The 26,870-nt window shown below is 37.1% G+C and carries 21 protein-coding genes and 1 pseudogene; 15 read left to right on the top strand and 7 right to left on the bottom strand.

Annotated features, from left to right (window positions below; all coding sequences use genetic code 11):
* Positions 1-101: 101 nt before the first annotated feature.
* The 7 genes and pseudogenes from GI584_RS15850 (at position 102) to GI584_RS15820 (ending at position 9,769) form a co-directional block, all read left to right on the top strand.
* Entirely contained in the window at positions 102-3,785 is a 3,684-nt protein-coding gene (locus GI584_RS15850) for a nitrate reductase subunit alpha (RefSeq protein ID WP_153791807.1), read from the top strand.
* Entirely contained in the window at positions 3,775-5,250 is a 1,476-nt protein-coding gene (narH, locus tag GI584_RS15845) for a nitrate reductase subunit beta (protein ID WP_153791806.1), read from the top strand. Before GI584_RS15850 ends, narH begins: the two co-directional genes overlap by 11 nt.
* Before the next feature lie 15 nt (positions 5,251-5,265).
* Positions 5,266-5,895: a nitrate reductase molybdenum cofactor assembly chaperone gene (gene narJ, locus GI584_RS15840; protein ID WP_153791805.1), complete on the top strand. Its 630-nt coding sequence runs from the start codon at positions 5,266-5,268 to the stop codon at positions 5,893-5,895.
* Positions 5,896-5,914: 19 nt separating this feature from the next.
* Positions 5,915-6,604 carry a respiratory nitrate reductase subunit gamma gene (gene narI, locus GI584_RS15835; RefSeq protein WP_153791804.1) on the top strand — a complete coding sequence of 230 codons (690 nt, stop codon included), beginning with the start codon at positions 5,915-5,917 and terminating at the stop codon, positions 6,602-6,604.
* Positions 6,605-6,620: 16 nt separating this feature from the next.
* Positions 6,621-8,057, top strand: coding sequence for a tetratricopeptide repeat protein (locus GI584_RS15830; RefSeq protein ID WP_153791803.1), 1,437 nt, complete (start codon positions 6,621-6,623; stop codon positions 8,055-8,057).
* A gap of 221 nt (positions 8,058-8,278) precedes the next feature.
* Positions 8,279-9,417: pseudogene (gene tnpB, locus GI584_RS15825) on the top strand (IS200/IS605 family element RNA-guided endonuclease TnpB).
* Between the two features lie 196 nt (positions 9,418-9,613).
* Positions 9,614-9,769 carry a YozQ family protein gene (locus GI584_RS15820; RefSeq protein ID WP_100359808.1) on the top strand — a complete coding sequence of 52 codons (156 nt, stop codon included), beginning with the start codon at positions 9,614-9,616 and terminating at the stop codon, positions 9,767-9,769.
* Positions 9,770-9,886: 117 nt separating this feature from the next.
* Here the strand turns inward: GI584_RS15820 and GI584_RS15815 are convergent, their stop codons facing one another.
* Positions 9,887-11,152: a LysM peptidoglycan-binding domain-containing protein gene (locus GI584_RS15815; protein WP_153791802.1), complete on the bottom strand. Its 1,266-nt coding sequence runs from the start codon at positions 11,150-11,152 to the stop codon at positions 9,887-9,889.
* A gap of 218 nt (positions 11,153-11,370) precedes the next feature.
* Here GI584_RS15815 and GI584_RS15810 point away from each other — a divergent pair, with 218 nt between their 5' ends.
* The 4 genes from GI584_RS15810 to GI584_RS15795 all read left to right on the top strand — a co-directional run bounded on the left by GI584_RS15810 (position 11,371) and on the right by GI584_RS15795 (position 15,632).
* Positions 11,371-11,910, top strand: coding sequence for a biotin transporter BioY (locus tag GI584_RS15810; RefSeq protein WP_100359810.1), 540 nt, complete (start codon positions 11,371-11,373; stop codon positions 11,908-11,910).
* Between the two features lie 178 nt (positions 11,911-12,088).
* A complete protein-coding gene (locus tag GI584_RS15805; RefSeq protein WP_228552432.1) occupies positions 12,089-12,859 on the top strand; it encodes an alpha/beta fold hydrolase in 771 nt (256 codons plus the stop codon).
* Complete coding sequence (locus tag GI584_RS15800) at positions 12,859-14,433, top strand: UDP-N-acetylmuramoyl-tripeptide--D-alanyl-D-alanine ligase (RefSeq protein ID WP_228552254.1); 1,575 nt, start codon at positions 12,859-12,861, stop codon at positions 14,431-14,433. The genes GI584_RS15805 and GI584_RS15800 overlap by 1 nt, the downstream gene beginning before the upstream one ends.
* Before the next feature lie 20 nt (positions 14,434-14,453).
* Positions 14,454-15,632, top strand: a complete 1,179-nt coding sequence (locus tag GI584_RS15795; protein ID WP_153791801.1) for a D-alanine--D-alanine ligase family protein — start codon at positions 14,454-14,456, stop codon at positions 15,630-15,632.
* A gap of 71 nt (positions 15,633-15,703) precedes the next feature.
* Here GI584_RS15795 and GI584_RS15790 read toward each other — a convergent pair whose 3' ends face one another.
* Both GI584_RS15790 and GI584_RS15785 read right to left on the bottom strand, forming a co-directional pair.
* Complete coding sequence (locus tag GI584_RS15790) at positions 15,704-16,327, bottom strand: zinc dependent phospholipase C family protein (protein ID WP_153791800.1); 624 nt, start codon at positions 16,325-16,327, stop codon at positions 15,704-15,706.
* Between the two features lie 989 nt (positions 16,328-17,316).
* Complete coding sequence (locus GI584_RS15785; protein ID WP_153791799.1) at positions 17,317-18,183, bottom strand: AraC family transcriptional regulator; 867 nt, start codon at positions 18,181-18,183, stop codon at positions 17,317-17,319.
* Between the two features lie 142 nt (positions 18,184-18,325).
* On the opposite strand from GI584_RS15785, the gene GI584_RS15780 reads away from it, so the two are divergent.
* Positions 18,326-20,602, top strand: coding sequence for a glycoside hydrolase family 127 protein (locus tag GI584_RS15780; protein ID WP_153791798.1), 2,277 nt, complete (start codon positions 18,326-18,328; stop codon positions 20,600-20,602).
* Positions 20,603-20,671: 69 nt separating this feature from the next.
* Here the strand turns inward: GI584_RS15780 and GI584_RS15775 are convergent, their stop codons facing one another.
* From GI584_RS15775 to GI584_RS15760, 4 genes are all read right to left on the bottom strand, one after another.
* On the bottom strand, positions 20,672-20,812 hold the full coding sequence (locus GI584_RS15775) for a YjcZ family sporulation protein (RefSeq protein ID WP_100359819.1): 141 nt from the start codon (positions 20,810-20,812) through the stop codon (positions 20,672-20,674).
* 588 nt (positions 20,813-21,400) lie between these two features.
* Positions 21,401-22,195 carry an HAD family hydrolase gene (locus GI584_RS15770; RefSeq protein WP_100359820.1) on the bottom strand — a complete coding sequence of 265 codons (795 nt, stop codon included), beginning with the start codon at positions 22,193-22,195 and terminating at the stop codon, positions 21,401-21,403.
* Positions 22,196-22,217: 22 nt separating this feature from the next.
* Positions 22,218-23,165 carry a lipoyl synthase gene (lipA, locus tag GI584_RS15765; protein WP_100359821.1) on the bottom strand — a complete coding sequence of 316 codons (948 nt, stop codon included), beginning with the start codon at positions 23,163-23,165 and terminating at the stop codon, positions 22,218-22,220.
* A gap of 12 nt (positions 23,166-23,177) precedes the next feature.
* Entirely contained in the window at positions 23,178-23,996 is an 819-nt protein-coding gene (locus GI584_RS15760; protein WP_100359822.1) for a lipoate--protein ligase family protein, read from the bottom strand.
* A 258-nt stretch (positions 23,997-24,254) separates the two neighbouring features.
* Between GI584_RS15760 and GI584_RS15755 the strand changes: the two genes are divergently transcribed.
* From GI584_RS15755 to GI584_RS15745, 3 genes are read left to right on the top strand one after another with little or no spacing between them, the layout of a single operon-like run.
* Positions 24,255-25,166 (top strand): AEC family transporter, encoded by a 912-nt coding sequence (locus GI584_RS15755; RefSeq protein ID WP_153792987.1) that lies wholly within the window; start codon positions 24,255-24,257, stop codon positions 25,164-25,166.
* A 30-nt stretch (positions 25,167-25,196) separates the two neighbouring features.
* Positions 25,197-26,015, top strand: coding sequence for an SDR family NAD(P)-dependent oxidoreductase (locus GI584_RS15750; RefSeq protein WP_153791797.1), 819 nt, complete (start codon positions 25,197-25,199; stop codon positions 26,013-26,015).
* 12 nt (positions 26,016-26,027) lie between these two features.
* Positions 26,028-26,783 (top strand): sulfite exporter TauE/SafE family protein, encoded by a 756-nt coding sequence (locus GI584_RS15745; RefSeq protein WP_228552253.1) that lies wholly within the window; start codon positions 26,028-26,030, stop codon positions 26,781-26,783.
* Positions 26,784-26,870: the final 87 nt, after the last annotated feature.

Raw genomic sequence — 26,870 nt, 5'->3', positions numbered from 1 at the left:
AAATCGTCACGGTGTGGTGTGATGTTATTCACACCTTGCATCGGTATATACGTGATTTAATGAACATAAGCAATAGAGATTGGAACACGGAGGGATCAACAATGCCAAAGAAAAAATCTCCATTATGGCAACGTATGAATTATCTAAAACCAAAAGAAAAATATGCAAACAATCACAGTCAATTACAGGAAGGTGATCGTGATTGGGAAAATGTCTATCGCAGAAGATGGCAGCACGACAAGGTGATTCGCTCTACACATGGTGTCAACTGTACCGGTTCATGTAGCTGGAACATTTTTGTGAAAGACGGGATTGTAACGTGGGAAGGTCAGTCAATTGATTATCCTTCTACAGGACCAGATATGCCAGATTTTGAACCGCGTGGATGCCCAAGGGGAGCAAGCTTTTCCTGGTATATTTACAGTCCGTTGCGTGTTAAATACCCTTATGTCAGAAAAAAATTATTAATGTTATGGCGTGAAGCTTTAAATATACATGAAAATCCGTTAGATGCATGGAAGAGTATTGTAGAAAATCCGGAAAAAGCTCGAATGTACAAAAGCGCTCGAGGCAAAGGTGGTCTAGTTCGTGCAGATTGGCAAGAGGTTACTCAACTAGTAGCAGCATCTGTTTTATACACTACTTTAACATATGGATCAGATCGAAATGTTGGTTTCTCACCAATTCCTGCAATGTCGATGGTTAGTCATGCAGCTGGAAGTCGCTTTATGTCACTACTTGGTGGACCGATGCTCAGTTTTTATGATTGGTATGCGGACTTACCACCAGCATCTCCACAAATTTGGGGAGACCAAACAGACGTACCGGAAAGCTCTGACTGGTATAATGCAGGCTATATTATGACTTGGGGATCCAATGTACCATTAACCCGTACGCCAGATGCACACTTTCTGGCGGAAGCAAGATATAAAGGAACGAAAGTAGTCTCCGTCAGTCCGGACTATGCTGAATCAACCAAATTTGCAGATGATTGGATGTCCGTAAACCAAGGTTCAGATGGTGCGATGGCAATGGCTATGGGTCACGTTATTTTAAACGAGTTTTATCAGAAAAATCGTACACCATATTTTGAAGACTATGCCAAGCAATATACTGATTTTCCTTTTACCGTAAGATTAAAACAAAAAGGTGACACCTATATTGCAGATCGTTTCCTCCATGCCAAAGATTTGGCAATGGAAACTACCAATAGTGAATGGAAGCCGCTAATGTACAACAACTTAACAGAGGACTTTGCTATTCCACAAGGGACAATGGGTAGTCGCTGGGATAAAGAGGGTAAATGGAATCTGAAACTAATCGATGAACGGAATGGGGAAAAAATTGAACCAATTCTAGGGTTTTTAGGGATCGAGGATTCGATCAAGACCGTGGAAATTGCTTATTTCGACGCCAATACAAGATCAACCATGAAACGTAACATCCCGGTGAAACAAGTAGAAATCAACGGAAACTTTGAGTATGTTACAACGGTTTATGATTTAATGCTCGCTAATTACGGGATTGACAGAGGAATCGGCGGTGATGTTGCCTCATCCTATGATGAGAATGAAGCTTTCACACCTGGATGGCAAGAGAACATTACCGGAGTCGATCGAAATCTTGTTATCAAGATTGCCCGAGAATTTGCGCAAAATGCAATTGATACAAATGGTCGCTCCATGATCATTGTCGGAGCAGGAATTAATCACTGGTTCCATTCAGACGCGATTTACAGAGCGGTTGTCAACCTTGTGATTATGGTTGGTGCTCAAGGGGTAAACGGCGGTGGCTGGGCACATTACGTCGGTCAGGAGAAGTTACGCCCTGCTGAAGGATGGAACACGATAGCAACGGCAAAAGATTGGCAAGCACCACCGAAATTACAGAATGGAACATCTTTTTTCTATTTCGCAACAGATCAGTGGCGTTATGAAGAAACATCGATTAATGAGTTAACAGCAAAAACAGTAGATGAGGCAAGGTATGAACATCCAGCAGATTATAATGTGTTAGCAGCAAGATTGGGCTGGTTACCTTCCTACCCAACGTTTAACAAAAATAGTATCGATGTATACGAAGAAGCAGTGAAAGCCGGTAACCAAACAGAGGAAGAGATCGGCAACTATGTGGCGAACCAATTAAAAGAAAGAAAACTGGAATTTTCTATCGAAGACCCAGATAATCCGGTCAACTACCCAAGAACTCTTTTTGTCTGGAGAGCTAATTTAATTTCCAGTTCCGGAAAAGGTCATGAATATTTCTTAAAACATTTGTTGGGTGCGGATCATGGATTATTAAATGATGACCAAGACAGCCTGCGACCATCGGAAATAAAATGGCGTAATCAAGCACCAGAAGGAAAGTTGGATTTATTGGTTGACTTAGATTTCCGTATGGCAGGAACCGGTCTTTATTCCGATGTGATTTTACCAGCAGCAACATGGTATGAGAAGCACGATTTATCGAGTACGGATATGCATCCCTTTGTACATCCATTCAATCCGGCAATCTCATCACCATGGGAAGCAAAATCGGATTGGGATATATTCAAAGCATTAGCGAAAGGAATCACTGATTTAGCAGAAGAAGTAGATTTCGATGAATTCAAGGAAATTGTCACAAGTCCCTTACTACATGACACACCACAGGAAATGGCACAACCATTAGGCGAAATCAAGGACTGGTCAAAAGCCGAATGTGAACCGATCCCAGGAAAAACAATGCCAAACGTTCATGTAGTAGCTCGTGATTATAAACAACTTTATAAAAAATTCACTTCACTGGGCGATAATATTGCGAAGAATCCTTATGGTGGTAAAGGAATCAACTGGTCCATGGAAAAAGAATATGAACAAACAAAGCATGCAATTGGCCAAGTAGAAGAGGAAGGAATATCAAAAGGCTTACCTAATATTACCGATGCTCGAGATGCTTGTGAAGCAATTTTACGTTTGTCTTCCACAACAAACGGTAAAGTAGCCGTCAAAGCATGGGAAGCATTAGAAAAGCAAACAAACTTAGAACTTAAAGATTTAGCAGAAGAACGCGAGGAAGAATTGTTTACCTTTGAACAAATTAATGCACAGCCAAAAACAGTGATTACGTCTCCGGCGTTTAGTGGATCAGAAAAAGGTGGCAGAAGGTACTCACCTTTTACTACCAATATAGAAAAATTAATTCCGTTCCGTACGATAACCGGAAGACAGTCTTATTTTGTAGATCATGAAATGATGAAAGAATTTGGAGAAGAGATGGCAACTTATAAACCAATGCTTCATCATACACCGTTTAAGAAGGATCGCCCGCCAGTGGAAGGGAAAGAAATTACATTAAATTACCTGACTCCACACAACAAATGGTCGATTCACAGCATGTATTACGATGCACAGCCGATGCTGACTTTGTTCAGAGGTGGCCCTACTATTTGGCTTAACAAAGATGATGCTAGTGAAGCTGGTATTGAAGATAATGACTGGATCGAATGCTTTAATCGTAATGGTGTGGTTGTTGCCAGAGCTGTCGTTTCTCACCGGATACCGAGAACAATGGCATTTATGCATCATGCACAGGATCGTCATATTCACGTACCTGGTACGAACTTAACGAAAAATCGTGGAGGCACGCACAACAGTCCAACCAAAATTCATATGAAACCTACCCATATGATTGGTGGCTACGGTCAGCTTAGCTATGGATTTAACTATTATGGACCGACAGGAAATCAACGTGACTTACATGTCGTCATTCGCAAACTAGAGGAGGTTGATTGGCTTGAAGATTAAAGCACAAATCGGGATGGTCATGAATTTAGACAAATGTATTGGTTGTCATACATGCAGTGTAACGTGTAAAAACACCTGGACAAATCGTCCGGGTGCAGAATATATGTACTTCAACAATGTGGAAACGAAACCAGGTATTGGCTATCCGAAACGTTGGGAAGATCAGGACCATTATAAAGGTGGTTGGGAGTTAGACGGTAATGGAGAGTTAAAATTAAAATCAGGTTCCAAAACAAAACGACTTATGAACCTTTTTTACAATCCATATCAACCAACTATTGATGATTACTATGAGCCATGGGACTATGATTATGAGAAGTTAACGAATTCCGAAGAGCGTAAACATCAACCGGTAGCTCGTGCGAAATCAGCTATCACTGGTGAGTTTATGGATCTAGAATGGGGACCGAACTGGGAAGATGACTTAGCAGGCGGACACATTACTGGTTTACGTGATCCGAATGTCGAGCAAATGGAAGAATCCATCAAAACAGAGTTCGAAGACGTGTTTATGATGTATCTTCCTAGAATTTGCGAACATTGTATTAATGCACCGTGTGTATCTTCTTGTCCATCAGGTGCGATGTATAAACGAGATGAAGACGGTATTGTATTAGTGGATCAAAATGCATGCCGGGCATGGCGTCATTGTGTAACCTCATGTCCTTACAAGAAAGTCTATTTTAACTGGAAAACAAATAAAGCAGAAAAGTGTACCATGTGTTATCCACGGATTGAAAATGGACAGCCGACTATTTGTTCTGAAACATGTGTTGGTCGAATCCGCTATATTGGCGTTATGTTATATGATGCAGATCGTGTCTTGGAGGCAGCGTCCGTTGAAGATGAGGATAAACTTTATGAGGAACAACTAAAAATTTTCTTAGACCCAAATGATCCAGAGGTGATCAAACAAGCCAAAAAAGACGGTATCCATGATGACTGGATTGAGGCTGCACAAGAGTCACCTATTTATCGGATGATTATTGATTGGAAAATCGCATTACCGTTACATCCCGAATACCGCACGATGCCAATGGTTTGGTATATCCCACCACTTAGCCCTGTGATGAATGTGATTGAAGGAAAAGGCAGTCTTGCAGATGTTGATGATATTTTCCCTGCTATTGACGATATGCGTATTCCAATTGAGTATCTTGCGAACCTTTTAACTGCAGGTAACACCGATCATATTCGTACGGTTCTGAAAAAAATGGCGGTGATGAGAAGCTTTATGCGAGCAGAAACAACAGGAAAATCTTTTGATGAAGAGGTAATGAAGGAATTAGGTCTAACGAAAGAAGAAACAAGAAAGATGTTCCGTTTATTATCAATTGCGAAATATGACGATCGTTTTGTCATTCCAAAAAGCCACCGTGAGGATGTTCGTGACTTATATGAGGATCAAGGTGCATGTGGTCTTGACTTTGCCGGTGGTCCAGGAAGTTGCGGCGTCTTATCCTAAGAAGGGGGAAATAGCATGAAGCAAGAAGTGATCGCATCAAGCTATCAGTTAATCAGCTTTTTTCTGCGCTATCCAACAGAAGAGCACAGATTGGCAGTTGTGGATGCACAAAGATTTGTTGCTGAAATCGAGGAGCTATCCGTTAAAAAGCCGCTCGCAGATTTCCTTGATACTATCGCTGATTGGGATCAGGATCAATGGGTGGAACATTATATCGAAGTATTTGATTTCGGCAAAACTTCTAATTTATATATGACATATTTAAAACTTGGGGAACAAAAAGAAAGAGGTTTAGAACTATTAAAGCTGAAGAAATTTTATGAAGCGGCTGGTTTTGAAGTAACAGATAAGGAACTTCCTGATTTCTTGCCTTTAATGCTTGAATTTTGCGGGGAAGTAAGGAAAGAAGTACGGCTCGAGTTATTAGGAAAACACGTGGCAGCGATTGTGGAAACGAAAAACAAGTTAGTCAAATTCGAAAGTACTTATCATCTTTTATTAAACGCATTGATCACATTGATAAAGGCTGAAGGTTTGGAAGTAGAGGAAGAAGCGCTAACTATAGAAGAAAAGCCATTGTCATTAGAAGATGTTCGTATTATGCAATCGATGCGTGAACAATTAATTAACAATCAACTAAGTTAAAGTAGAAAGGAGCAGAATAATGAATGCTTCCATCGATTGGATTCTATGGGGAATCCTGCCTTATATCGTGTTAACGATCTTCATTGGTGGTCATATTTATCGTTATCAGAAAGATCAGTTTGGCTGGTCTTCCAAATCCAGTGAATTTTTAGAGAAAAAGCATTTGCGAATTGGCTCAACTTTGTTTCATTGGGGAATGTTATTTGTCTTAGGTGGTCACTTTCTTGGGATATTAGTGCCTGTGACCGTTTATGAGTCATTTGGAGTGACGGAGCATCAATACCATATAATCGCGCTTGCATTCGGTATTCCGGCTGGTATTGCAGCAGTGATCGGTCTTGCCTTACTTTGCTATCGTCGTTTAAGTGTACAACGGATTAAAAAAACAACATCCAAAGGAGATTGGGCCGTCTTATTCTTTTTATTGATTGTTGTTGTTTCAGGTTTATCAGCAACGTTTTTGAATGTTGATTCACATGGGTTTGACTACCGAACAACGATTGCACCTTGGTTTAGAGGGTTATTCATATTTCGGATTGAACCGCATTTAATGGCGGAAGTCCCTGTTTGGTTTAAAATTCACTTACTTGCCAATTATGCTTTTGCATCGATTTGGCCGTTCACAAGAATGGTGCATGTGTTCAGTTTCCCAATACGTTACTTGTCAAGAAGTTATGTCATCTACAAGAAACAAGTTCGAAAAGCTTAAAAAGGTGTGATAAAAAATGGAATGGAAGCAAAAAGCAAATACCATAATCGAAAAAATTCAACAAGGTCAGCATCATCTGGTACAACGAGAAGTGGTGGAAATCGAACAACAGTTGAAAAAAATAGAGGAATTGTCTAATGCTGAACTTCTATTTCTTCATCACACAGTAGCTTTATTTTATCAGGCAGAGAAGAACTATTCTTTAGCGTCTCATCATTTTCAACAAGCGATCAAGCACCGTTATCACGACAAGGAAGCAGAGCACATATGGCTGCAGGCACATTTTGCTTTTGCCAAATTGGATGAACAGTTTAAGCAATTCAGTCAGGCAAGAATGACATTAGCAAAAGTGTTGCAATATCTTGAAAAGAAACAAGCAAGTAATATCGAAATAGCATTTGTATATCAAAGAATCGGCAGGCTGTTTTATCAAGAAGAAGAATTACATCAGGCTCATACCCAAATGGAACAGGCTCGAACGTTACTATTAGAAACATTAGAACCAGTTGATCCAATGGTAATGAGGGTTAATGATCAGTTAGCTGATATATATGTCGCTTTGGAACAACCGGAATTAGCGATTCAATTATTTGAAGATATCATCACTAAAGAGGACACCTTGCTATCAGATGAGGGCAAAGCAATTCTACTAATGAAAACAGGTGAACTACACTTTCATACCGATTTAAAAAGGGCTCGACGTATCATAGATCAAGCAGTGAAACTGGTGAATACGGAGCATCCGTTATATGTAAGAGGGTATATGCTACTTGCAGAGATTGAAGAAAATCTTCGAGCATTCCCACGTGCAGTAAAATATTATAAGCAGGTCTTGGAGATCGTCAATCAAAAGTATGAAAAAGACCATTTTCTTGTCGTGTTCTTGCATTCTAAATTAGGTACGATTGAGTTGAAAATGGGCGGAGATCAAAAAGCAAAGCATTTTTTAGAAACAGGTTTACCATTATCAGAAAAATATCCAAAGATTCGCATGCAGTTTTTATATGCTTTAGGAAAGATTTATTCCAAACAAGAAGTATATGATAAAGCATTTGACATGTATACGAGCTTTTTACAAGGGCTTGAAGCAGAAGATAAAATAAAAACCTTAGCATATGCGAATACCTTACAGGCAATCGCTTATAACTTTTTAATGCAAGAGGATTTGGATAATGCAATTGTTCGCTATCATGAAGCACTCTCGATTTATCAGAAGTTAGGCTCTAATTGCCGCAATGAGAAAGGATTAACCGCGATTAGATTAGGTTACAGCTATTATCAAACTGGGGAGATAAAACAAGCTGAAAGATATTATGAACTTGGTGCTGTGACTATTGAAAAAGTGCATGAACAAGAGATCAAACAAGAAGCTTATTTAGCATTAGTAGAATTTTATAAAGAAACCAACCAACCGAAGAAACAATATGAGTACGAGCATAAATTGATGATATAGCTTGCGCAAACTCGTGACTTCAGTCGTGAGTTAGCAAGCTTCGGTTGAGGCATAGCTTTAGCTATGTTAATCAACCGACATATTTTAAAGGTAATAGTATATTTGGCACCAAACGTATGTTATGCTATTTTAAAGGATCTTTTTTCTGTTTCAGCTATTCATTAGGAAGTATGGTTAGGCCTTTGCATCCATAATCAGAAAAAGTGTATGAGGTGAATACGATGCTGCGACACAAAGCCTATAAATATAGAATCTATCCAACCAAAGAACAAGCCATTCTTATCACGAAGACAATAGGTTGTTCCAGATTTGTCTATAATTATTTTTTGGATCAATGGAATACGTGTTATGCAGATACGGGAAAAGGACTAACTTATTCCGCTTGTTCTAAGTTGTTAACCCATTTAAAGAAACAACCCGATACAGAATGGCTTCGTGAAGTAGACAAGTTTTCCCTTCAAAACGCTCTTCGAAACCTCGCAGATTCATTTTCACGTTTTTTCACCCACCAAAATGATCAACCACGTTTCAAAAGCAAAAAGACCCTATTCAAAGTTACACCACACACTTCACGAATAACAATATTGCCATTTCCGACAAGTATATAAAATTACCCAAACTTGGATGGGTTACATGTGCTAAAAGTCAAGAACCAACAGGACGTATTGTAAAAGCAACCATTCGCAAACAGGCTAGTGGTACCTTTTTTGTGTCGATTCTTTGCGAAGAAGAAATGCACGAATTACCCAAGACAGATTCGGCAATAGGGCTGGACCTTGGCATCACAGATTTTGCGATTTTTTCGGATGGACATAAAGTAGACAATAATAGGTTCACGGCCAAAATGGAAGCGAAACTTAAACGGGAGCAACGTAAATTGTCCAGACGAGCATTAGTTGCAAAAAAGAATGGCATTAGCCTGTTTGAAGCGAAAAACTATCAAAAGCAAAAACGAAAAGTGGCCCGCTTACATGAAAAAGTAATGAACCAACGCAACGACTTTCTAAATAAGCTCTCAACAGAAATCATCAAAACCCACGATGTGATCTGTATGGAAGATTTAAACACAAAAGGAATGTTGCGTAATCACAAACTAGCGAAAAGTATCTCTGACGTATCATGGTCTAGCTTTGTTGCGAAATTACAATACAAAGCGGAATGGTACGGTCGTGCCATCATCAAGGTGGATAAATGGTTTCCATCTAGTCAACTATGTTCGGAATGTGGTCATCGAGATGGCAAGAAATCACTCGACATTCGAGAATGGACGTGTCCTGTTTGTCATGCCCATCATGATCGTGACATCAATGCTAGTAAAAATATCTTGGCCGAAGGTCTAAGGCGGTACACATTGGTATAATCATTAAAAACAAACAACCGTAGGTACTACGGGGCTAGCTTGGTAAATAAGAGAAACCGCTGCTAGTAAAGAAATAATCTCGCAAGTATGCTCTCTTCCCAAGAATCTCGTGACTTTAGTCATGAGAGGTTCAATCAATTCAGCAAAAAGAGTATATAATTAGCAAGTGGGTTCATCCTATAGACGAGGTGATAGTATGGATCCAAAAAAGCATTCCAAAATCGCAGAACGAAATTATGAGGTAGAAGATTATAAACGAAATGATCAAATGAGCAAAGGTTTAGCCGAAACACACGAACAAGTGTCAGATAGCTATATGGATGGAGACAATGACGAAGAACAGACTGAATAAACTTGGGGAAATTATTAGACTAAACAACTCTATAAAGTACTCGACTTACGGCAAAACACGAACATCAAAATTGATGCTCGTGTTTTTGTTCCGCCCTCAAATCAAGACCTAGTCGTTTTAAGTAACAATAAAATGATTATTTAAATAAACCCAATTCTGCGGTGCTGGCAGGTTCAATTGCCAGTATGTTACACCTAACAATTGATATTGATCGACTAAAGTATATTTTTCCCGATAACTCCTAACATCTTCAAACCAAACAATATGTTTCTCCATTTCCTCCCAATATCGATACCATGGTGAGGCAGCTATCTGATCAAATTCAATCACTGTGTTAGCAGAGATTGCCTGGTTTTGTGCACCATTAACTGATACAGCCGCGGTCGTATTATCAGTTACTCTCCAATCATAACCATACAAAGGAAAAGCAATTTGTACCTTGCGAGAATCAATTAAGCTCGTTGCATATCGAACAACCTGGTACATCCACCACAATGGTGCTACCGGATCGGGTGGACCGCCTGGATATCCATAATCAATTGTCATAACAGCTACCACGTCTGCAATCGCTCCAATTGCCTGATAGTCATAGGCTCCTACGATTGGATTTGTTGGCAAATCTTCTGTTTTTGCATGTACATTGACATGTAGAATGCGCGTACCAAGAGCAGTTTTTAATGCGTTCAAAAATGTATTAAAATCGTCCCTTCGTGCAGGAGGAATAAATTCAATATCCAGTGATACTCCACCATATTCTTTTTCATTAACAAATTGTAATAAACTTTCTATTAAATTTCTCCGATAAACTGGATTAGCAAGCACGTTCCCAGCTAATTCAGCATCAAAATCTTCGGATGTAAAGTTACGAATCATTAAAAGAGGGGTGACACCCAACCGGTTGCTTTCCCTAACGACCTCTTTATCATCTAATAACAAATAGGCATAGCCTTCTGCGGTAAAAGAGTAAGATACAATTGCCACGTACGTCAGCGAATCAGATAAATTTCGAAGAATGGGTAAAAAGGTTTGTGGTGAGTATGGAACAATAAAGCCTAGCGTTTCTATTTGGGGTTTCAACGGTGTAGGAATCAGAAGCCTTTGGCCAATATATAATTGATTCGGATCTGCCACGGTGTTCACATGTAATATAGCTTCTATCGTGGTGTTAAAACGATTAGATAACTGCCAAAGCGTATCTCCTGCCTTGATCATATAAGGTCTCAATTGAACATTAGCTTGATCCGGAATGTAAAGCGCAAGACCAGGTATGATGGTATTTGCTGAAGGCAAACCATTCACTTCAACAATAGCAGAAATCGGAAGTTGATATTGATTTGCAATTTGCCATAAGGATTCTCCACTTTGAACAACATGAACGGTCATTCGTTTTCACCCCTTGTTCCTAGTTTATGGTCTTCCATTCATTAATTAGAACTAAAAACCATAAAAATAGTCTCTGACATAAGAGAAATCAGGAAAGGTTAAGGAGGTTTTGTACAACAGGTCGGGTCCTACGAAAATATTCTTTACAAAATATAGTTGTCTCTCTAAAGTTTTTGTGTTAACTTTTATTTTGTGAGGTTAACGAAAGGGAGAGGAAAATGCAATCTAGTAAATTACGAGCACTTATTTTAGCAAGTATCTTTGCGGCGATTACAGCTATTTTAGCACAATTGCAAGTACAATTATGGCTTGTTCCATTCAGTGGACAAACCTTAGCAGTAGGCTTAACAGCTACGATTATCGGCAGTAAGCTAGGCGCTCTATCCATGTTTGCCTATTTGTTAATCGGTCTGATTGGCCTTCCAGTATTTTCTGGTTTATCTGGAGGACCGCAAGTTTTAGTCGGCCCAACAGGAGGTTACATTTTTGGCTTTATTGCAACTGCCTACATAACTGGACTTATTTTAGAAAAAACATCCTTTAATTTCAAAATGGCATTGATTGCGAATATTGTGGGGATGCTTGTTACCTTAGCATTTGGCATGACTCAGCTTAAATTTGTCGCAGAATTAAGCTGGAGTGCGGCAATGGTTTCAGGGGTATATCCCTTCTTAATTGTTGGAGTCATCAAAGCCATTCTTGCAAGCTGGTTGGGAATTATGATAAGGAACAGATTAACCAAGGCAAATTTATTGTAAATAGAGGGACAGGTTAATGGGCTGATATCAGTACATTAAATCTGTCCCTCTGTCACGTTTTATGGTATGATTATGGATGTGAAATTTTTCTTTCTAAATATCTTTTTTGCGTCATATAGTAGAAGTAATGTTCGAAAGTTATAAGTTGAGATTAATAAGGGAGCGTTCATTCGTGTTTATGGAAATAGACCAATTAAAAATACATTATAAACAAACTGGTGAGGGTCGCCCTGTCGTTATGCTTCATGGTTGGGGAACGAGCCTCGATTTGTTTGAGGATTTACAAAATAGTTTAAGTGCTCATTTTCAGGTTACTTCATTGGACTTTCCTGGATTTGGTCAAAGTGATGAACCACCAGAAGCGTGGGATGTAGGCAGATACACTGATTTTTTTGAACAGTTTTTAGCAAAATTAGAAATAATCAACCCGATATTAATCGGACATTCATTTGGTGGAAGAGTTTCACTAAAATATGCAGACCGGCACCAGGATAATGTACATAAAATGATATTAATAGGTAGTGCTGGTGTGAAACCGAAACGTAAAGCAGATTATTATGTAAAAGTATACTCGTATAAAACATTAAAAAAGGTGCTAAGTCTACCAATTTTAAATCGATATAAAGATGATATTATTGCGAAATACCGTGGTAAAGCAGGATCGTCGGATTATCAAAATGCATCGAGAGTGATGCAACAAACATTAAGTAAAGTAGTCAACGAGGATCTACAGCACCATATGCCAAACATTCAAGCGCCGACGTTATTAATTTGGGGTGCAAATGATATGGCAACACCTGTACAGGATGCGAAGATTATGGAGCAATTAATCCCGAACGCCGGATTAGCGTTAATTGAGAACGCTGGCCATTATGTGTTTTTAGAACAAAAACGCCGTGTTGCGGTGATTGTAGATACTTTTTTAGAAGAGGATAAAGGAGCAGTTTGATGATGCAGATTATATTTTCAATTGTCAGTGTATTATGGATGGTGTACGTATTTTTTCGTGTTAAACAATCAATCCATATGCTGCAACTAAACAGTTATTTTAACAATCGATTATGGCGATGGATGACAGAGCATTGGTCAAAAGTTGTACCTGTTCATGAGTGGTTAGCACTTATTTTAGCACTTCTTATACTTTTCGAGTGGAATTGGCTTATATTTGTTATCGCATTGTTAGGTCTATTCGTACCGAGAAATAAACAAGAAAAGAAAAAGTTGGCTGTTACCGCTCGTATCAAACGTCTGATCACGACAATTGCGATTGTTTATCTTTTCTTGTTAGCAACAAGTTTACATTTTATTTGGAATGATTACCCGTTAAGCTACGCAGCATTAGTGATTGCGCTAGGTTCTATCCTCACATACGGAGTAGTATTATTGGCTAATCTCATTAATAAACCAATTGAAAATAGTATTAAAGAATATTATTACAAAGATGCGAAGCGTATAATCGATAGTGCTAAAAATACGGAAACGGTTGGTATTACGGGAAGCTTTGGTAAAACGAGTACAAAGTTTATTTTAGATACCATTTTGTCATCACATTTTAATACGTTAAAAACACCGAACAGTTTCAACACGAAAATCGGTGTTACGATTACAATCCGTAACTCATTAAAACCTTATCATGATGTATTTATTGCCGAAATGGGCGCAAAGGAACCAGGCAATATTCAAGAAATCTGTGAAATGGTTAGCCACAAATATGCGATTTTAACGGCAATAGGTGAACAGCATTTAGAAACATTTAAAACACTTGAAAACATACAAAAAACAAAGTATGAAATTGTCGAAACATTGCCAGCTGATGGTGTTGCTTTTTTAAATCGTGATGATCAAAATATAATGTCTTATACACCAAAAAATCAGTGTCGCAAAGTTTATTTTGCGATTGATGACAAAGAAGCAGACTATCTTGCTTCTAATATTCGTTTCCACAACAAAGGAACGACTTTTAGAGTGACGAATAAAGAAGGGACATTGGATGCTGATTTTGAGACAAAGTTGTTAGGCAAACATAATGTATATAACATTTTGGCTGCGATCAGTGTAGCATCAGAAATGGGAGTGCCTTTGAACAAACTTCAGCTTGGTGTGAAGAAGATTCAAGCAGTCAAACATCGTATGGAAATTAAGAAAGGATTCGGTAATTTAACGGTGATTGATGACAGTTTTAATTCGAATCCAACTGGTTCACGTATGGCTTTGGAGGTCCTTTCATCAATGGAAGGATATAAAGTACTAGTGACACCAGGTATGGTAGAATTAGGTGACAAGGAATATCAATATAATAAAGCATTTGGTGAGTATGCGGCAAATGCATGTGATTACGTGATATTAGTAGGGGAGAAACAGACTAAACCAATTCAAGATGGGCTTAACGAAAAAGGCTATCCAGAAGATCAATTGTTTGTTGCGAAAGACTTAAATCATGCGATATCACAAATCCAGGCATTAAACCGCCAAGATGCTATTATATTATTGGAAAATGATTTACCAGACACATATAATGAGTAATTTATTGGGAGGAATAGGCTGTGAAAACGAAAGTAGCCGTAATCTTTGGTGGTGTATCTGTAGAACACGAAGTTTCCGTTATCTCGGCACTTCAAGCATTCAATGCAATCGATCGATCAAAATATGATCCAGTACCTATTTATATTAGTAAAACTAAAGAATGGTATACAGGGGATGTATTAACAGATATCGAGAATTATAAAGACTTGGATCAACTGTTTAAACAAGCAGACAAAGTCGTATTGGAACAGGAAAGCAAAGGAACTATTGTCCTTAAGAAAAAAGATCGTTCTCTTTTCTCGAAAGGTGTCATTACAACGATCGATATCGTTTTTCCGGTTATCCACGGTACGAATGGTGAGGACGGCTCTCTACAAGGATACCTTGAATTATTAGGTCTTCCTTATGTTGGTTGTGATGTTGCCTCATCAGCCGCAGGAATGGATAAAGTGATGATGAAGCAGATTTTACGTGATTCCGGTGTGCCAATTGTTGATTATGAATGGTTTTACTCTAGTCAGTGGCATGAGCAGCAGGATGAAATTAAACAATTAGCTGAAAAAATTGGTTATCCCGTTATTGTGAAACCAGCTAACCTTGGATCAAGTGTTGGTATCTCTAAGGTGGATAACGCAGAGGAATTAGAGGAAGCAATTGAGCTTGCGATTTCCTATAGTTTTAAAGTAATTATTGAGAAAATGATAACAGATTTAACGGAAGTTAATTGTTCTGTTATTGGTGATTATGAAAATGTGGAAAGCTCTGTCTGCGAACAAGTGTTGAGCACAGATGAGATTCTATCCTATGCTGATAAATATCAAAGTGGTGGTAAAACAGGAGACACAAAAGGGATGGAAAGTGTCAATCGTATTATCCCTGCAGAAATTAGTGAAGAAGCAACAGCAAAGGTAAAAGAATTGGCAGAGAAAACCTTCCGTTTATTGAATGCAAGTGGTGTTTCTCGAATTGACTTTTTGCTAAACCCTGATGGAGAAGTTTTTGTGAATGAAATTAACACGATTCCAGGGTCACTATCTTTCTATTTATGGGAACCAAGTGGAAAAGATTTCGAACAATTAACCGATCAACTAATCCAGCTTGCGTTAAAACGAGAAAGAGAACGTCAATCGATCCAATTCTCGATCGACACTAATCTCTTCTCCTTACACAGTAAAGGCCAAGGAACAAAAGGAAAATAAGCAAGTCCAAAGACACGGAATCTAACCGTGTCTTTTTAATTAAGAGTCGTGAATGAAGATTATAAAAAAATTTAAGTAAGCAAAGGTTTTATATTCAATAGTCCCACATCAACTGATGTCTCTATATAACCAACAATTTGGTTAAACGTAAAAACATTAAGTTTTTCATTTGAAACTTCTTTATCGTACTCCATATCACCTAACACATAAGGTATGAATTTTTCAACATCCTTAGATTTAACCTCTTCTAAATCTATAATTGTAGGAAAATGGCTAAGCGTTTTTCTCAATTCATCTGTAAAACCATAGTAATCTAACAATTTTGCATTTAGTAATCGAAAATCATTATGGTATAACTCGTATAATCCTTCATCAGCATCCATTCTGTTCCTTAACCAAGAGAGGTTAAATCCTCTTAGCCATATATCGTCAGCAATTAAATGTGCACAATACCCTAATATAAAGAGATTTTTATTTTCTACTTCTGAACTATACTTCTGTAAAAAACCTTTATAATCAATGCTTCTTGAATAGTCTTTGACTTCACCTATATAGAAATGTGATATGGTTTTGTCTTCATGTAAAAATACTGCATCTGGAGCAATACTTCCAAGCAAAAATGGTGTCTTATCTTCTATCGATAAAGACTCTGCCATTCTATTACCAATAATCAAGTGCATAATTCTTGAACCCAAAATTTCCCTCTCCCTTCATTAAATTCTACAATTAATTATTTGAGCCTTTCTTTTTCTATTCTATAGAATTCTTATTATTCCTTTTTATTTTATTTTGCCTGTACCTTTGAAGAAGCTATGCGCCATACTTATTAGTTTTTTTAATCGCGGACATTTATTCCGTTATATCTATTGAAAATAATGTTATTGGGATGTTCGTGGACATCTGTTCCTTTATTTAGCAAAATAGAGGCAGATTTCTTAGGAATTTAAGGAAGTAACGAACTTGATGTCCACTTACACCTTGGAAATAGCTATTTTATTACAAATAACGAATTAGATGTTGTTCCCACGGGTGCAAGAGTGGAACAAGGAGTACAGTTCCTATACATATTAAAAGTAAGTAGTAGTAATGTTTAATAACTGTGACGAAAAAAACATATAAACAAGAGCTTATAAAAGGAGGAAAAATCAATGAAAAAATAATTCCTTTGATGCTCTTTTTTCTTTTCGCTAATGGGTTGCTCTTCAAATAAACTTTAGAAGTGAAGCAGAAATCTGTAATTAGATAATATAACAAGAGAGGGGGACGGAATTTGGTAAAAGATACAATTTATGGTCTTTTTGTATGTGCTTATTATGTTAGATACTTTCATCTAGTGTGATTTTTTCATCGTAAACGACTTTTTCGAACCAAAGAGGACCGTCTAATTTCCCTATTACCCCGCATGATGTAGTAGCTCTTCCATTAGTAAGATAGAATTCATAAACATCATGTTATAGACATGAAAAAAGGCGAAACGTATTCAGATTGAAAATAGAAATACATTAACTAATTGAATTCAACTCTACTTCAACTATTGACCTTTAGTTGAAGAAGCAATATGATCAAAAAGATCTTCAATATACAACATTACTGTATGTTAAAGACCTTTTTACATACAAAAATATACTGCCATTTAATACATAATCAACTCCAAAATACAATGAACGATTGTATCTTTTCCATTTCACCCCCGATATATTTGTCTCAGATAGTCAGTAGGGGACATGCCTGTCACTTTTTTGAAGACTCGACTGAAATAGAATGGATTGGAGAATCCCAACTTGTCGCTTACTTCTGAAACATTAAAATTTTCTTTTCGAAACAATTGAATCGCTTTTTCCACCTTTCGTTCATTTTGATATTGTGTAATGCTTTTTCCTGTGTGTTGTTTAAACAAGGTGGAAAGATAAGCATAATTCATACCTAAAGCTTCAGAGATCTCTTGACTGGATAACTTGTAGCTTTCTCGTTCATCAATTAACTGAATCATTTTAGCTACCATTCTATTGGATTTCATATTGGTATAGGCTTCCAGATTCTCCATATATAACTCTAAGAATAACTGATGTGCATGCATACAGGTTAATAATGGTCTCATTGGATGGGATGATTCGAACATTTCTAATATTTGTTCAAGTTGTGACTGGGTATAACCGAGATGAGACACTTCTCCATGTTTAGGCATGGTAAGCTTTTTCTGATATTCCTCCTGATGAATAAGCGAGGTTTTTCCATATGTGCTATATTCGTTAACGTTTTCCTGTATGTCATAATTAAAAAAATGAATATAAAACCATTGAGAACCAGATTGATAGAATTCGTCTCCCCAATGATGGATGTTTTTTCTAAGAAAAAGATAGGAACCTTTCTTAAGATTATATACTTCATTATCTTCTATAATTTGTAATTGCCCTTTAATAACGTAAACAAAAACATTTAATTCTGACATCACACGATCCGGATGTTTTAGGACGCCATCTTCATCACCCATAAAACCTATTTCATGAATAAGAGGGAATGAACTGCTTGATATAATCACGGGATGAGACAAAACGATCGCTCCTTCTAAAATAGTTTAAATACATTTTAACAGAAATCTAAAAAAAAGATATGTAATTTAATTAATTGTGAATGTACAACTATTCCATAACACTTCATACTAGTGTTAGATATAGCTAACGGAGGTGGAAGATATGCATAATGTGAATTTGCTAGACGGAATCTTTAAAAATTCTCAACAAAAAGGAAAGGAATACTTACTATACTTAGATGTTGATCGGCTTGTTGCTCCATGCTATGAAGCTGCAGGTAAAACAGCCAAAAAAGAAAGATATGGTGGATGGGAGTCTATGGGGATTGCTGGCCATTCCATTGGTCACTGGTTGTCAGCAGCGGCAACTATGTATCAAGTAACAAGTGATGAAGCATTAATGGATAAAATAGAGTATGCTTTAACTGAATTAGCTGCTGTGCAGGCCTTTGATAAGGAAGGATATGTCAGTGGTTTCCCGCGGGATTGTTTTGATCAAGTATTTTCTGGGGAGTTTGAAGTAGACAACTTTAGCCTCGGAGGATCATGGGTACCATGGTATTCCATACATAAAATCTACGCAGGACTTATCGATGTTCATCAAGTAACAGGGTCTACTTTAGCATTGGAAACTGTTACAATGCTTGCTGATTGGGCTTATAATGGATTGATAAATTTATCAGAAGACCAATTCCAACGTATGTTGACCTGTGAGCATGGTGGAATGAACGAAGCACTAGCGGATCTGTATTTAATTACAGAAGATACTCGTTATTTGGATCTAGCTGAAAGGTTTTACCATAAGGCTGTATTAGATCCATTAGCAAACAAGCAAGATGATTTAGAAGGAAAGCATGCCAATACACAAATACCGAAAGTGATTGGAGTGGCTAAACTCTATAACATTACAGGAAAAGAAAAATATAAGCAGATAGCGACATACTTTTGGGATCAAGTCGTTCACTATCGCACGTATGCAATTGGAGGAAATAGTATTCGTGAGCATTTTGGTCCTGAAAATGCCGAAGAACTGGGAATTCTAACAACGGAGACATGTAATACATATAACATGTTAAAATTGACAGAAGTCCTTTTCACATGGGATCATTCCGCTCATTACTATGATTATTATGAGCGTGCTTTATATAACCATATTCTTGCGTCACAAGATCCTGATTCAGGCATGAAAACGTATTTTGTATCTTCTGAACCTGGTCATTTCAAAGTATACCACTCCCATGATAATTCGTTCTGGTGTTGTACTGGTACAGGAATGGAAAATCCGGCAAGATATAATAGACGTATTTTTGAAAAAATCGAAAAAAGGTTATTTGTGCACTTATTTATTTCTGCAGAAGCATCATACGATAATGACCAAATGGTTATTAAACAACAAACAGCATTTCCATATCAGCCAAGTACCACGATCACAATAGAAAAGGCAAGCAGTGAAGTAAAACAGATTGCTATTCGAAAGCCTTCCTGGTTCTCCGATGAACCAACATTAAAAATTAATGGAAAGGAAGTAAATGCTGTAGAGGATGAAGGATATCTTATAATCGAACATATCTGGCAAAATGGAGATCAGATTACATATGATTTACCATTAGATTTATATCGATATCATGCAAAAGATGATAAGAAAAAACAAGTGATCATGTATGGACCAATCGTGTTAGCCGGGGCATTAGGCCGAGATAACTTTCCGGAAACGGATATTCTTGATAATCACCTGGCATTAAATAATCATCCATTAATTGATGTGCCGACATTAGTGACAGATAGGCCGCTAAATGATTGGATAAAAGCTAAAGATAAAGAAAAACTATTATTTGAAACTGAAGCAATCGGACAACCTGGTCATCAACGGGTACAGTTGAAGCCTTTTTATGATATACATCATGAGCGCTATACGATCTATTGGAATATTATGTCCGAACAGGAGTTTAAAGAGTTCGGTGATGAAGAAAGGAAACGAAAAGCGCGGGAGCAAAAGATGATTGTCGATGAGGTCACGCCTAATGAACAGCAACCAGAAGTAGATCATAATATGCAAGCGAAAAATTCAACTTCTGGATATAGCAATGATGTCCATAGCGGTTGGAGAGATGCACGTGATGGTGGTTATTTCAGCTATGATTTAAAAGTCGATCCCGAAAAAAAGATGTATTTATTTATCACCTACAATAAAAGTGATTTTACGATGGAAATAGACGGTAAAAGATTAGAAAGAGATTTTGAGATAAAAATTGATGGGCATGTACTAGCTGAAGAGCACTTTAATAAACCAAATATTGGTGAGTTATATTCGAAAACCTATCCGATACCAACGGAACTAATCAATGGTAAAGAAAAAGTAACCGTTACATTTTCTGCAGCGAAAAATAAGATTGCAGGTGGTGTATATCAAGTCAGAATGATAAACGATCCATCATTATAAATGAAAAGATCCCCGGTTTGGGGATCTTTTTTGAAAGGTGGAATAGGTTGTTGCTCAGGATCTATATGATTAGTTATAGAAAGAAGCACCAACAATAATTAACAAGATGAAAAGAACAACGATTAAGGCGAATCCACCGCCATAACCACCGCCGTATCCATATCCGCTACCGTATCCACCATATGGACTGCAGCCTCCATAATGACTCATTCCTATCAACCTCCTTGTGTATTGTCACTATATAATGTATGTACTTTAGCCAGATAAGTTAGGGTAAATGACTAGTTTTAGTAAAAATGGGCGATGAAGGCTTTAAAATTCTTTGTCAGATAAGTTCACAAGTTTACTGTTGTACTGAGTATCCTTTGTTATATTATATTTATCCTATTAATTAGTGAATGTGGAAAGTTCATTAATTAATAAAATACATGTAAGCCTAAATAATTAGTCCACTTTAGCCTGCTTATATGTATGATAGCTTGTTGCTCCCCTATCCATTTAAGGTGTCTGTTTTCACGAAACACAAAGAAGCCAACTTCAAAACAAAGTTGGCTTCTTTGTGTACTGAATGTGTATGGACATTCCATGGATGGCTTTAACATCTATCTTTAAAAAAATCAAGATAAACAACAAATCAAAAGAGCGAACCCGAAGATTTGTTGAATAAACCGAGATAAACGACAAATCAAAAGAGCGAACCAAAAGATTTGTTGAATAAATGAAGATAAACAACAAATCTTCTAAGAGTCCCTAAAGATTTGTCTTAAAAAAGTAGAGTAAACAATAAATCTATAACTTTTAGTCTTCTATAATTCCTAATTGTTTTAATCCGTTATAAATGCCTGAGTCCTCTACGGAGGTGGTACGATGTTTGGCATATTGAAAGACTTCAGGCGTTGCATTATCCATCGCAAAGCTTTCACCGACATATTGTAACATCTGTTTATCATTCATTCCATCACCAAAAGCAATCGCTGCTTCAGCTGGAATATCTAACTCCTGAAGTACTTTCTTAATAGCTTGCCCTTTGTTCACATTTTCTCTGATCATATCATAACAATGCTCTAAGCCTTCGACATTTACTTGTGAAAAATAAATATCCTCTTGTTTCACATCATAAAGAGCAGGCTCATCAGTTTGAAGATCCATAAGCGTTATGCCTAATATTTGATCTCGAAATTTATCTTCATATGCTTGATATTCTCTTAAATCGAAATAATCAATGAAATCTTTTACTACTTGCTTTGATTCTGAAGTCACTAAATTTAATTCATTTGTATAGAGAATCATTTCGTGCTCATTTTGTTTAGCAACATATAAAAAGTGATCAATCACAGAGCTAGTTATTGGTTCGTCAACTACTGTTTTACCATCATAAATCGCATATGCTCCGTTATAACCTATAAAAGAATCTACGCCCAATGCTTCAGCGATATCATTAACTTCATGGAGAGGACGTCCTGTAGCGAGGAACACTTCTATCCCTTTGTCTTGTGCTTGTTTAACGGCATTTTTTGTCGTATCTTCAATCGTATGGTCCCGACGCAAGATGGTTCCATCAATATCTAAGAAAAGAGCTTTGTAGTTGGTCATTGTAAGTCTCCCTTTATCCTCATTAAAAAGTAAAGTTCTTTAATTCTTCACCACTTGTTTCTTCATAGCCTTTCATATACTTAATACGACGTTGAGCGGCAGATTGATTTACTTGTTCGTCAGCGTGATAAGATGAACGAACTAGAGGACCAGCTTCACAGTGTTTAAATCCTTTAGATAAAGCTATTTGTTTTAACTCATTAAACTCATCCGGATGATAATAACGTTCAACATTTAAATGTCTTTTTGTAGGCTGTAAGTATTGGCCTATTGTCATAATATCAACATTATTGGCACGCAAATCATCCATTACTTCAATAAGTTCCTCTTTTGTCTCGCCAAGACCAACCATAATACTTGATTTTGTTGGTGTATTTGGAGCAATCTCTTTCACTCGGCGTAATAACTCAAGCGAACGATCATACATTGCGATTGCGCGTACTTTTTTCGTAAGTCTTCTCACTGTTTCAATGTTGTGATTGAAAATGTCAGGACCACTGTCCATTAGTGTATGTAAGCTTTCGTAATCACCTTTCATATCAGAAGGTAAAATTTCAATCGTACAGCCTGGGACACTTTCACGGATTTGCCTAACCGTTTCAGCGAATACAGCAGCACCGCCGTCTTTCAAATCATCCCGTGCAACTGCAGTAACTACCACATGTTTTAAGCCCATAATCTCAACTGATTCTGCAACTCTTTTCGGCTCGCCCCAATCCAATTCATTCGGAAGCCCGGTTTTAACAGCACAGAAACGGCAGCCTCTTGTACATGTATCTCCTAAAATCATAAAGGTGGCTGTTTTTCTCTCGCTCCAGCATTCATGAATATTTGGGCATTTGGCTTCTTCACATACTGTGTTTAAACGCTTATCACGCATTAAGTGTTTAAGACGGTTATACGATTTGTTTGTATTAATTTTTATTTTTAGCCATTCTGGTTTACGTAGATGTTCTTGATTTTTTGCCATTTTGTATCGCTCCTATCTTGTAAAGTTCCATTGATCACTTAAATATTTACTTTCCATTAACGCTTTGATTTCCTGTTCTTGTTCCTCAGTAAATTGAAATTCATGTAATTTAATGCCTAAACCCTTTTCAAATCCTTTTTTGAAGGCTTTTTTCGTTTCTTCTAATGTGACGTTTCGGTTGGCCGCTTGCTCGATAGAAATGGCTTTATCATTAAATGCATCTCGAGCCCTTTGCTTTACCCTTTCATTTCGATACACAAACAAATCATAGAGTTTATCATTGTCTACTGTTAACGGGATCGACCCATGCTGTAAGATAACTCCTTGTTTTCTCGTTTGGGCACTGCCTGCAGCTTTTTTATTATCCACTATAAGTTCATACCATGAAGGCTCTTCAAAACAGACAGCAGACTGTGTTGTATTTAACTTACCCTCAGGTGTTGCAAAGGATGCATCAATACCTAATGTGTGAAAACCTTCTAGCAGACCTTTTGAAAGCACCATATAGGCTTCTTTTACCGACTTAGGCATATGAGGGTGTTCCTCGGAGACGATCACACTGTATGTTAATTCTTGATCATGTAACACAGCGCGCCCTCCGGTTAGCCTTCTGACAAGTTCTATACCATTATTACGGACTGCTTCCAAATCAATCTTATTGACTGTTTTTTGAAAATAACCGATCGACAATCCTGCCGGCAGCCACTCGTAAAATCGAATGGTTGGCGGTATTTTTTGGTCACTGTGCCACTTTAATAAGCACTCATCAACTGCCATATTATAGGCAGGTGTCTGTTTCTCTGTGTCTATAAAATACCATGTCTCCGTCATATAGTGTTAGTCTCTCCTTAAGAGAAAACTAGTCCCCCTTTAAGAATTTTTTAACTATTTCCATAAATTATGGTACATCTAGGATATATATCTGTCAAAAAATTAAGATAAATTGAAACTTCTATTATTGGAGGTATTTGTTCCTACTGGTGGACAGCGAAACATATCAGACAGTTAGTGTTCGTGATACGAATTGTTGCACAATATGATATAGTAGAAGGGATGAAAAGAAACGAGACAACAGGGAGATACAGTGAAATGAGTGGATTTAATGAACAATTTATTATATCGATTGTTATTATTGCAATTGGATATGTACTAAAACGATTTAACCTAGTGAAAGAGAAGGATGGGGAAGGTATAGCAAGGATAGTTTTTAATTTAACGTTACCATGTTTAATTATCGTAACCTTTAGTGATGTTGAATTTACAGCTTCGTTATTTTATTTGGTTATTATTGCTTTTATATATGGAGTGATCAATGCAGTCATTGCTCTTATGGTATTTCGTAAGCATACGAAAGATATTAAAGGTACGTTCGGTATGATGGTCCCAGGATTAAACATCGGATTATTTGCCTATCCACTTGTAGAAGGTTTATTTGGTTTTGAGGGGTTAAAATATTTTGGTATGTTTGATGTCGGTAATGCATTTATTGTATTTGGACTCAGTTATATTATTGCTGGTGTGTATGCTGGTAGTGCCGGGATGCTGGAGACAAGGTCGATTATCGTCAAATTATCCAAATCGATTCCATTGCAAACATATCTAATTATGTGTTTGATAAATATTATCGGCTTTCAGTTACCTGATATAGTTGTAAATGTATCGAGTGTGATCTCTGTAGCCAATATGCCGCTATCTCTATTATTATTAGGCCTATATTTAAACTTTTCCTTTGCGAAAGGGTATGGGAAACTTATAGCTAAATTTTTATTCACAAAATATGGCATTGGTTTGATTACTGGCTTTGCATGTTACCTGTGGTTACCGGTAGAGGAAATGTTTAAGTTCACTCTATTGATTGGTTTTATATTACCAACACCAGCATCTGTATTACCGTATGCTATCATGTTTGGTTATAATCAACGGCTGGTCGGGACAGCATCTAACATCACGATGATTATTAGTTTTGTCTTAATTTGGTTGATTGTTAATGTAATAGTCTAGTCCATTATAAATACTAAAAGAGGTGATTGTATGAACAAAAAAGTTATCTTTATTACTGGTGCAACAAGGGGAATCGGTCGAAATATGGCCAATTATTTTGCGCAACGTGAATTTACAGTAGTTGGATCTGGAAGAGATGAACAACAACTAAAAGAAGTTCGTGATGAATTGTTACAATATTCGGGAGATCACCGTATGGTTGCTATGGATGTAACAAATTTAGAAGATGTAAAATCAACCTTAAAGTATGTCATCGATACGTTTGGAAAAATAGATGTATGGGTTAATAATGCAGGATCCTTTCAGGCAATAGGTCCAACGTGGGAAGTGTCACCTGATTTGTTTAAGCAAGATATGGAGACAAATGTGATTGGAACCTATCACTGTGTTGCAACGGTTATTCCATTCATGTTGAAGCAACAGCATGGAAAAATAATTAACATTGTTGGCGGTGGAACATTAGATGCCTTTCCATATGGCAATGGCTATGGCACATCTAAAACAGCAATTGCAAGATTCACAGAAAATCTAGCTAATGAATTACAACATATGAATGTTGAAGTATATGCACTTGATCCCGGTTTAAATGATACAGACATGACAAAATATCAGCGAACAAGTGAGGAAGGAAAGAAATATTTAGCAAATGTAGAGAAACTTTTTGAAAATAAGGTAGACGTTTCGCCTGAGCATGCACCTGGTTGGGTAGAAAAAATCATAGACGATCAATTACAACCCTTTCAAGGTAGAATAGTTACGGTTTATGATAACTTGGATGATTTAAAGCGAGAGGCATCAGAAACTAGTGATACAGATTATCGTTATTTAAGATGGAAGGATTTTTCGTAACTATAGAATGAGGTGTTTATCATTTTTGAGTTAACCATAGTAGAATGGATTATTATCGTATTTTCGGCTCTTTTAATAGGTTTTGCTAAAGCTGGTGTAGCCAGCATGGGGATTTTGGTTGTTACTATTTTTATGATAATCTTTCCTGCGCGTGACTCTGTGGGGATTTTATTACCTTTATTAATAGTAGGGGATTTATTTGCTGTCATCTATTATCGTAGAAATGTTGTTTGGCGTTATTTGTTTTCTTTGGTGCCGTGGGTATTGATTGGGATAGGACTTGGATATCTTGTGTTAGATGTCGTTACTAGTGAACAGTTAAAACCAATGATCGGTATTTTAGTATTGGCACTTATATTACTACATATTAGCAGAGAAAAACTAGGAGAGCGCTTCGTGAAATTGCTACCAGAATCAAAGTTATTTACTTTTAGTATGGGGATTCTAGCCGGTTTCACAACCATGATCGGGAATGCTGCAGGTGGAGTGATGGCGATTTACCTACTTGTCAAAGGTTTACCAAAACAAGAATTTGTAGGTACTGGCGCTTGGTTTTTCTTATTTGTTAATGTTATAAAGGTTCCATTCTATATTTCTCTAGGTATTATTACAGTGGAGTCTATAACATTTAATTTATGGCTCATTCCTGCTATTCTCATTGGGGCTCTAATCGGTGTGAGAGTTATCAAAATTATGCCACAAAAAGTATTCCAAATATTAGTATTAGCATTTGCTGCATTAGGAGCAATTCGGCTTCTGATAGGTTAATAGATTGAACAAAAATGATGAAAGTCAACGATGAATATTTTTAAAATTCAGAATTTGCTTTATTTTCGACAAATTTTTAATTTTCTA

It is taken from the genome of Gracilibacillus salitolerans (assembly GCF_009650095.1).
GTDB classification, from domain to species: Bacteria; Bacillota; Bacilli; order Bacillales; family Amphibacillaceae; genus Gracilibacillus; species Gracilibacillus salitolerans.
Note: the sequence above shows the minus strand (reverse complement) of the source record. Positions and strands in the feature narration are given on the sequence as shown.

What these genes read in the sequence shown, in the direction of transcription:
- GI584_RS15850 (WP_153791807.1), top strand. Translation starts at nt 102, where the DNA reads ATGCCAAAGAAAAAATCTCCATTATGGCAACGTATGAATTATCTAAAA.
- narJ (WP_153791805.1), top strand. Translation starts at nt 5,266, where the DNA reads ATGAAGCAAGAAGTGATCGCATCAAGCTATCAGTTAATCAGCTTTTTT.
- narI (WP_153791804.1), top strand. Translation starts at nt 5,915, where the DNA reads ATGAATGCTTCCATCGATTGGATTCTATGGGGAATCCTGCCTTATATC.
- GI584_RS15830 (WP_153791803.1), top strand. Translation starts at nt 6,621, where the DNA reads ATGGAATGGAAGCAAAAAGCAAATACCATAATCGAAAAAATTCAACAA.
- GI584_RS15820 (WP_100359808.1), top strand. Translation starts at nt 9,614, where the DNA reads ATGGATCCAAAAAAGCATTCCAAAATCGCAGAACGAAATTATGAGGTA.
- GI584_RS15815 (WP_153791802.1), bottom strand. Translation starts at nt 11,152, where the DNA reads ATGACCGTTCATGTTGTTCAAAGTGGAGAATCCTTATGGCAAATTGCA.
- GI584_RS15810 (WP_100359810.1), top strand. Translation starts at nt 11,371, where the DNA reads ATGCAATCTAGTAAATTACGAGCACTTATTTTAGCAAGTATCTTTGCG.
- GI584_RS15805 (WP_228552432.1), top strand. Translation starts at nt 12,089, where the DNA reads ATGGAAATAGACCAATTAAAAATACATTATAAACAAACTGGTGAGGGT.
- GI584_RS15800 (WP_228552254.1), top strand. Translation starts at nt 12,859, where the DNA reads ATGATGCAGATTATATTTTCAATTGTCAGTGTATTATGGATGGTGTAC.
- GI584_RS15780 (WP_153791798.1), top strand. Translation starts at nt 18,326, where the DNA reads ATGCATAATGTGAATTTGCTAGACGGAATCTTTAAAAATTCTCAACAA.
- GI584_RS15775 (WP_100359819.1), bottom strand. Translation starts at nt 20,812, where the DNA reads ATGAGTCATTATGGAGGCTGCAGTCCATATGGTGGATACGGTAGCGGA.
- GI584_RS15770 (WP_100359820.1), bottom strand. Translation starts at nt 22,195, where the DNA reads ATGACCAACTACAAAGCTCTTTTCTTAGATATTGATGGAACCATCTTG.
- lipA (WP_100359821.1), bottom strand. Translation starts at nt 23,165, where the DNA reads ATGGCAAAAAATCAAGAACATCTACGTAAACCAGAATGGCTAAAAATA.
- GI584_RS15760 (WP_100359822.1), bottom strand. Translation starts at nt 23,996, where the DNA reads ATGACGGAGACATGGTATTTTATAGACACAGAGAAACAGACACCTGCC.
- GI584_RS15755 (WP_153792987.1), top strand. Translation starts at nt 24,255, where the DNA reads ATGAGTGGATTTAATGAACAATTTATTATATCGATTGTTATTATTGCA.
- GI584_RS15750 (WP_153791797.1), top strand. Translation starts at nt 25,197, where the DNA reads ATGAACAAAAAAGTTATCTTTATTACTGGTGCAACAAGGGGAATCGGT.